The organism is Helicobacter muridarum (assembly GCF_000765805.2).
GTDB classification, from domain to species: domain Bacteria; phylum Campylobacterota; class Campylobacteria; order Campylobacterales; family Helicobacteraceae; genus Helicobacter_A; species Helicobacter_A muridarum.
Genome location: NZ_JRPD02000064.1, coordinates 1 through 839 on the forward strand (window position 1 = coordinate 1; position 839 = coordinate 839).

The 839-nt window shown below is 37.5% G+C and carries 1 pseudogene; it reads left to right on the forward strand.

What is annotated here, in order from left to right:
* Window positions 1-839: pseudogene (locus tag LS73_RS09900) on the forward strand (hypothetical protein); the annotation flags it as partial.

Sequence of the window (839 nt, forward strand, 5' to 3'; positions counted from 1 at the left end):
ATGAAACAATGGCTAAGTAGTAAAGAGTTTGCTTTGCAAAATAATATCGTTAAAAAAAGCTTAGAAAAAGCATGTTTTCGTGCAAAACAGCGAGGCAAAAAATTTTGCACATTAAAAGGTAAAATTTTACCTTTTATTTATATCAACGGCATAGGTCGTGGCGGAAAAGTATTGCGCATTTGGAGTGAGCCATTTAAAAGCGAAGCAGAAGCAGAGGCTTTTATCCATAATCAAAGAATAGAAGCCATTGTAAAGGTATGCAAAAAAGAGGATAAATACAATATTAAGGCTATAAGTAAAGAAGCAGAGGCTTTTATAAATGCATATAGGGCTAATGGGGAGATTAGCCTTAAGAATGCGAGGAGCGATGAATGCGATAATGAGATTCTTAGCCCTCAAAGCAATGATAAGGCGGTGGCTCAACATGGCAAAGGAGAAAATCAAGATGACAAAAAAGAGGCGGGATATGATGTAAGAGATGTCTTGGCTCAACATAGCAAAACAAGCGTTTTAAGTGATAAAAATAAGGGTAATCAGCTAAAGCCCCAAGATAACAAGACTATTGCGCAAGACTCTAGCGGGAATTTAGTCGCAGAAACTCCCGCATCGGGCTTATGTCCTCATGCAATTCGCAATGATTCCACCAATGATAAGGCGGTGGCTCAACATCATAATGTGCTACATCACAAAGAATCTATCAATACAGGCACAGAATCTAGCAAGGCAATATCCAACAAAGTATCAGAATCTAGTCTTTTGGCTACTGCTAGTGTAGCTAAAAGTGTGGATTTTGCAAATAATGAGTGCAATAATGAGATTGCCATAAATAACAATTCTTT